The 6,764-nt window shown below is 57.1% G+C and carries 4 protein-coding genes; 1 reads left to right on the top strand and 3 read right to left on the bottom strand.

Annotated features, from left to right (window positions below):
- Window positions 1–498: 498 nt before the first annotated feature.
- The 3 genes from ACEXKH_RS09435 to ACEXKH_RS09425 all read right to left on the bottom strand — a co-directional run bounded on the left by ACEXKH_RS09435 (window position 499) and on the right by ACEXKH_RS09425 (window position 5,154).
- The gene (locus ACEXKH_RS09435) at window positions 499–1,461 is read right to left on the bottom strand and encodes an Abi family protein (RefSeq protein WP_373573916.1); all 963 of its coding nucleotides are present in this window, start codon (window positions 1,459–1,461) and stop codon (window positions 499–501) included.
- Window positions 1,462–2,136: 675 nt separating this feature from the next.
- On the bottom strand, window positions 2,137–3,606 hold the full coding sequence (gene abc-f, locus ACEXKH_RS09430; RefSeq protein WP_195419576.1) for a ribosomal protection-like ABC-F family protein: 1,470 nt from the start codon (window positions 3,604–3,606) through the stop codon (window positions 2,137–2,139).
- 261 nt (window positions 3,607–3,867) lie between these two features.
- Window positions 3,868–5,154: an MFS transporter gene (locus tag ACEXKH_RS09425; protein ID WP_373573915.1), complete on the bottom strand. Its 1,287-nt coding sequence runs from the start codon at window positions 5,152–5,154 to the stop codon at window positions 3,868–3,870.
- Window positions 5,155–5,991: 837 nt separating this feature from the next.
- Between ACEXKH_RS09425 and ACEXKH_RS09420 the strand changes: the two genes are divergently transcribed.
- Window positions 5,992–6,159: a hypothetical protein gene (locus ACEXKH_RS09420; protein WP_157966984.1), complete on the top strand. Its 168-nt coding sequence runs from the start codon at window positions 5,992–5,994 to the stop codon at window positions 6,157–6,159.
- The last annotated feature ends 605 nt before the right edge of the window (window positions 6,160–6,764 follow it).

Below are 6,764 nucleotides of genomic sequence, written 5' to 3'. Positions count from 1 at the left end.
TCCTCCTTTATGTAGATGACCATGCAGAGAAGGGACAACCAAGGAGGCAGGTTACTGATGCGGACTCCCGCACGCCCGCGACTACCCGACGGGGACTGTGTTTTCATCTCTGGTGCCCGCATTGTAGCATGCGCGGATCTACGATGTTGATTGCCGGCGCCTAGACGGGGATGAAGGCGGTTCGAGCTAGGTCAAGCCGGTCGCTCGTTCATGAAGCGGCCGATTCCCTGAGAATAAAAGGCGCCCACGAGGACACCTGCAGGCTATCTTCGAACTACTTGGTTTGGGGCAGACGGAGGAAAAAAATAGGGCAGAATCGCTCTCACGATCCCGCCCCGCAAACCCGAGGGTTTCTAACTGGCTCCATTATTCCGGGCTTCTCAGTTCTGTCATTGACCCAGGTATCACCCGTCTCCTATAGCGAGTGAATATAAAAATAGGGCAGAGTCGCTTGCGCAAGTCCGCCCCTAAAACCGTGAAGGTTTTGCTATCTGCAGGCTATTCTACCAACCCGAGCGATTCTGTCAACCTGCGAAGGAACTCGAGCGCGGAGCGAGCTGCGGCGTCGGGCCCCTTGTCGGGCAGCGCCTCGGTTTCGCCGTCGGCCCTGGCGAACATCTCGGCGAGCTCGGATGCGGCGCGCGACCGCGAGGAGCCCTCGGGTACCAAGCCGGAGTGCGCCACGAGCACGGTCGCGACCTCCTGCATGGCCGTATTCCCCATCCACTTCCTCCTGGTCGCCTTGGGAATTCCCACGGCGGCGACCCTTCGGGAGACGCCGCTGGACGCCGAGCCCCGGGCGGCGCCCCTCTCGGCGAAGCAGTTGATCAGGCACGAGCCGTGCGCGGCGCAGTTGCGGACGGACTTCACGCGCTTGAGGTCGTAGTGGGAGGCCTCGAGGCGCCTGTCGCCCCATCGCCTGGCGCAGAAGCGCACGAAGTCGATGAGGGCGCCGAACGAGGTGAGCTCAAGGAAGGCCCAGGCAGGCATGTCGCCGGAGTACTTCGCGTAGAGGCTCGAGCTGTAGGGGCTGCGGCCGCTCATCTTGAGCTCGCGCAGGCGGTACTCCCTGTTTGCAGCGGTAAGCGATGCCATGTAGTCGGCCACGATGGCGTAGCCGTCCTCTCCACGGTCCTCCATCTCGCGAAGCAGTGTCACCTTCTGGAAGTGCTCGATGTCGAGCGTCATGCCGAGCAGGGCGTGGCGCAGCTCCTGGTCGAGCGCCGCGAGCAGGCGCAGCTGGCCGAAGTCGAGGTCTACGTAGCGGCCGTCGCGCGGGCCTCCCTCGTATTTCGAGAAGAGTTTGCGGTAGGATGCGAGCTTGAAGAAGTTGCACTTGTCGCGCAGGTAGTCCGCGGCCTCTTCCTCGGAACACAGCTCGAAGGCTACGCCCTTCTGCTTGAGGTGCTCTATCTGCTGCTCGATCGTGAGGATCGGCTTCCTATCGTGGGGTTCGGCCATGCTCGGTCTCCTGTCATTGATTTGAGAATCCTATTCTACCAGCATGTTTGCCCTGAATCCTGAAGGCCCGTTCGCCAACTCATAAGCAAGCCACCTGAGACTACTCACTTTGTTCACGAATGGCGAAGACCTGCGACCTGGGGTTTTGCAAATGGCGCGCAAGCCACTCGCGTTAATTCACTTGCGATTGCAGCTGGCGGCTTGCAGGCAAAAGGGCGGTTGAGTTTCAAAACGGGCGTTTTCGGCGCCATCGAGCCTCCAAAGGCTACCCGCCGCGCACTTTGGGACAAAAACAAAAACTCAAAGCCCTGAGTTTGAAAAAAGTTTTTGAGGTTGTCCCAACTTTTGTCCCCGAAGCCGACGAAACGCGACATCGCGTCATTCGGCGGCACGCGTTCCGTGTCGATGCCGAAAACTGGGTGCAACTAGAATGACGGGACGACAAATACAGAGCCATCGAGTGGGAGTAGGACGACAGGGTTCTGACCTGCGATTTTGAGTGCCGCACTATGCCGCTGAGTTTCGTTTCGTACGAGAGCCATGACAAAGCCACCAGCGACGGAGATGAGTAAAAGCGATTAAAGAGCCTCCGTTCCCTGCGTTGGGACGGAGGCTCTTTCTTTGCCGTTTTACTCCCTTGTCTCCGTTCGGGTATTATTTCTTGCTCATTTAGGGCTATTCGCGCTGAAAGATTTTGACTAGCTTGGTGTCCTTTATTTCGTAGACAATGTCTGCGACGTTCTCGACCAGCCTCTTATCGTGGGAGACGAACACTATCGTTCCGGCATAGGCGCTCATCATCTGCTCGAGGGCTTCGGCGCTCTTGATGTCCAGGTAATTTCCAGGCTCGTCCATGAGCAAGATGTTGTATCTGCCCAGCAGCATCTTCGCGAGTAGCAGCTTGATGACTTCGCCTCCCGAGAGAACGCCAACGTCCTTTGTCAGGTCGCGCGGTCCGATTCCCATAGAGGCGAGGATGCCTCGAATTTCGGTCATGCTGTACTCGCAACCATCCTGCATGAACGAGATCGCAGACTGACGGGCGTCGAACTTGTAGCCTGTTTGCTCGAAGTAACCGATCTCTGCCTTGGGAGAGATGTTGATACCGTCGGCGCGTCGAGCGATTGCCTTCAGCAGGCTGGTCTTTCCTGTACCGTTGCCACCGGTGATGGCCACTTTGGCACCGAGCGGTATCTCGAATTTCGCGTGGTCATAGAGCATGCAGTTGCCGAAGCTCAAGCTGAAATCGTCTGCCGAGATGGGAAATTTACTATGCAGTTCCAGGGCCTTGCTCTGGCGGAACCGCACGGCGCGAATGCTATCTGGGGCCTCAATCCCTTCGAGCGCTTCGAGGCGCTTCTCCATGTCCTTAGCCGCCTGGTACATCCTCTTCTGTTTGGTGCCGGTTGCTTTCTGATGCCCCAATCGACCTGCATACTCGTTGCTTTTTTTCGCAGCCTTCCGCTTGGCGTCGACCTGCCGTGCTTTTTTCCGTTGTTTTTCGATGGCGGCTTCGAGGCGATCGCGCTCGCGCATCGCCTCTTCGTATCGAGTCGCCTGAGCTTTGCGCTCTTCTTCTTTCTGTCGCAGATAGTCGGAGTAGTCACCCCAGAATTCGGAAATACCGCCGTCTTTGAGCTCCCAGATCTTGTCTACCACCTGGTCGAGAAAATGACGGTCATGGCTCACGATGAGCAGAGCCCCATCAAATGTCTTGAGTTGTCCGACGAGAAGGCGGATGCCGTCTTGGTCGAGGTGGCTCGTAGGCTCGTCGGCGAAGATCGCGCTTGCATGCTGGGAGAGTGCAGAGGCAATCTTGGCGCGTGTTTCCTCCCCGCCGCTCATCGTCTCCTGCGCCACTCCGGCGACGTTGAGACGGGAGAGCATCTCACCACTGTCCTGAGCCGCATCAAGGTCGAGTTCATCGAGTTGGCCGATGAGGGCAATGCTGCCGAAGCGCCTGACGTCGGCGTCCGCAATGGTAAGATTGCCGCTCAGAATTTTAAGCAGGCTGGTTTTGCCTGCGCCATTGTCTCCCACCAAGCCGATGCGATCGTAGGAGTAGATTTCCAACTCTTCGATATCTAGGATATCGCGGCCGGCATATTCCAAAAAGATGTCTTTAGCTTTGACTATGAGTTCCATAGGTTGAACCGCCTTTTGTGTATTAGCGTTTTACTGGAAGCGCAGCCATGCCAAAAAAGATTGCTCACGTCGATTTTTCGCCTTTGCCCAATTGCCGGCGCGAGCGTTTTGACCTTGCGCAAGCCGGCAAATCCGAAAATGATAGTTGGCGACGAATAAGGAGCGCGATGCGGAATGTCGGTGCAATACCTCGTCGTCGCAAGGGCTTGAAGGCTGACGCTTGAACCGATGGCTGCTGCCTCTTTTTTTCGAATACTTGGGCTATTGAATCTGCCCGGTATCTCTTTTCCCCGCGTTTCGGACGCTCGGAGCAAGCAGCATAGCCATCGCAAGCAGTACCATGGTCGCTCCAGAGCCGACGAACCATAACGGAGCTCCAAGCAGATCCGCAAAAACGGAGGGGGCTGCGAGGCCCATGGGCATGGCCCACGCCATGATGGTTCCGTAGAGGCCGAAAACGCGGCCTAGGTACTCAGGAGGTATCTGCTCCTGCATAAGGGCAGTCTGGGTTCCCGCGTACAACGGGGAGCATGCGCCCATAAGAAAGCTCACCGGCAGGAAAGCAGCGAACAATGACGGGCCGAGCGATCCGGATACGATTGCGGCAATGCCGAAGCCGGCAATCGCGGCGACCATGGTGAACGACCTATTGCGGAACCCTCCCGTGGCCGCCAAAATGCCGGACCCAGCCAGCATGCCTGCAGAAAAAAGGATTTCCACCAAAGCGGCATCCCCCGTGCTACCGCCAAAATGCCCCAAGGTCATTATTGAGAACAATGCCGCGAGCGGAGAGAACGCGAAAGCGAAGACGAACCCGCACCAAAGAAGGGCGAACAGCCCCCTGTACTCCCTAATCAGCTTGTAGCCGTCCGAAATCTCAGAGAAGAGCTCTCGAACCTTATTGGAAAAGGACAAGCTGCGGTCGGCTTCATCGAGGCCCCCTGCGTCTATCTGTGCGGCGAGGACGGCTAAAGAAGCGAAAAGCGCTCCCAGCACGTCGAGGACAATCATAGCGGTAATGCCCGCCACGGGATAAATCACTGCTGCAAGCGCGGCGCCAAGAATGTATCCGCCGGACTGAATCGCCTGAGTCACCCCCGATAGGCGAACGAGATGCTCTGGCGGGGCGAGATGGGGCGTGAGAGATTGGGAGGCTGGCGTGTAGAACGAAGTACCAACTGCACGGAGAAACAGGGCGATGAGAATTAGCCATGCAGGTAAGCTGCCGGCCAACGAGGCAATCGCCAAGGCGGCACCCACCGCGGCAATGAAGAGGTCGGCGCCGATGAGGACACGTTTCAAAGGCAGTCTGTCGACAACGGCGCCCGCAAGGATTCCGAACAAAGCAATCGGCAGAAAGCCTGCCAGCGATGCTAAGGAGAGGAGAGAAGACGACCCTGTCGTGAGGGCGAGATGCCAAATAAGACCCATTTGGAGAATCGAACTCGTCAATGTCGAAACGAGCTCCCCGCCCCATACGAAACAAAGCTTGAATTGCCATGAATGGCACAGCAGAACAGACCTGCCCCGAGAGGTTTCAAATATCATGGTTATGTCCAATCGTGAAATGGCGTGCAGAAAAACAGCGCGACGCCACAACAGCGCCGCTTTCTAGGCGCTCATCCACGTGCGGAAAAGACCAACCACGACACCCCTCCTTTGTTAATTCGGTCTGGCAAACCATGTAATATTAACGAGGCTTGAGTTTGCCTGTCAAGAATCGAGCATCGGTAAGGGCAATCCTCTCTGGCCATTCGATTCCTTTTGTATCTTTGGTTGCATAGGTGACCCGCCAGGGCTATTACGCGTGGAAGAGGCGCCTGCCGAGCTGGCCGATGAGGCGCTGAAGATGGCCCTGGTCAGGCGAAACGATCCCAAGGGATGCGTACATCATTCGGATAGTAAGAATGTTGCCAGCAGGTTTTGCGGCAACCGCAAAGGAGCCGTATCCTGCAGCTGGAATCACGTTGCAGCATCCTGACCCGCATTCCGATTGGCGGACGGCCCGCTTCGGCATCCTGACCAGCACAGCGATCGAGCCTTGTCATTCCTTGGATATGCCGGTTGCTCGGGGCGGTCCCGACGGAGGCCCTCGCCTCCCCGGTCCGTGACCCAAGAAGGGCAAGCATGCTGATCTGCATGGCTGGTTCCTCCTTTATGTAGACGACCATGCAAAGAAGGGACAACCGAGGAGGCAGGTTACTGATGCGGGCTCCCGCACGCCCATGACTACCCGACGGGCTGTTTTTCATCTCCGATGCCCGCATTGCAGCATGAACGAATGTGCCTCGACATCTCTGCTGGCATGGTACGACTGGGATCGCACCTCGACGCATCCTTGCGCATACTGCCTTCCAAGTTTCGAAACCGGGAAGGAAAGTGTATGTGAGCGACGATATCGGCGCCGATTCGACGCTCGAGAGGGAGATTGCGCCGATTCTATCCATCGGGGATGCATTCCCGAAGATTCTCATCACTCGCACGAGGCATGAGCCCCATACCCGGGAGGGCGTGCTCGTGCTGAATTTCGCGAGGTGGCTGCTTGGCGGGTAGGGTTCTGAACGTCGCATTGGGATATCGCGCGACAGGGCACGCAGGGCTGTTTGTGCCCGCACGGGAAACGCCGTCGCCATGCGGGCGGCCTGTCGTGTCCGATTAGCCTTTTGCTAAACAGGCTTACGCCAACTCATGGGCAAGCCACCTGAGACTATTCACTTTGCTTATCGTTGACAAAGACCTGTGGCCTGCGGTTTTGTGAACGGCTCGTAAGCCACCCGCGTCGACTCACTTACTGTTGAAGCTGGTGGTTTGCAGGCTCAAAGGCGGTTGAGTTTCAAAACGGGCGTTTTTCGGCGATATCGAGCCTCCAAAGGCGGCTCTCCGTGCCCCTTGGGACAAAAATAAAAACTCAATACTCTGAGTTTGAAAATGGTTTTTGAAGTTGTCCCAGCTTTTGTCCCCGAAGCCGATGAAACGCGACGTCGCGTCATTCAGCGGCACTCACTTCGAGATGCCGCCGAAAACTGGGTGCAACTGGAGTGACGAGACGGCAAAACTATAACCACCGAGTGGGAGTAGCCCGACAGGGTTCTGACCTGCACTTTTGGGTGCCGCACTGTGACGCTGAGTTTTGTTTCGTACGAGAGTCACGGCAAAGC

The sequence above is a fragment of the Collinsella aerofaciens ATCC 25986 genome, from assembly GCF_964259375.1.
Taxonomy (GTDB): Bacteria; Actinomycetota; Coriobacteriia; order Coriobacteriales; family Coriobacteriaceae; genus Collinsella; species Collinsella aerofaciens_BO.
The sequence above is the reverse complement of the archived record's forward strand: the minus strand, read 5'-3'. Positions and strand labels throughout refer to the sequence as shown.

Coding starts and splice junctions, on each gene's coding strand:
- ACEXKH_RS09435 (WP_373573916.1), bottom strand. CDS start 1,461: ATGGCCGAACCCCACGATAGGAAGCCGATCCTCACGATCGAGCAGCAG.
- abc-f (WP_195419576.1), bottom strand. CDS start 3,606: ATGGAACTCATAGTCAAAGCTAAAGACATCTTTTTGGAATATGCCGGC.
- ACEXKH_RS09425 (WP_373573915.1), bottom strand. CDS start 5,154: ATGATATTTGAAACCTCTCGGGGCAGGTCTGTTCTGCTGTGCCATTCA.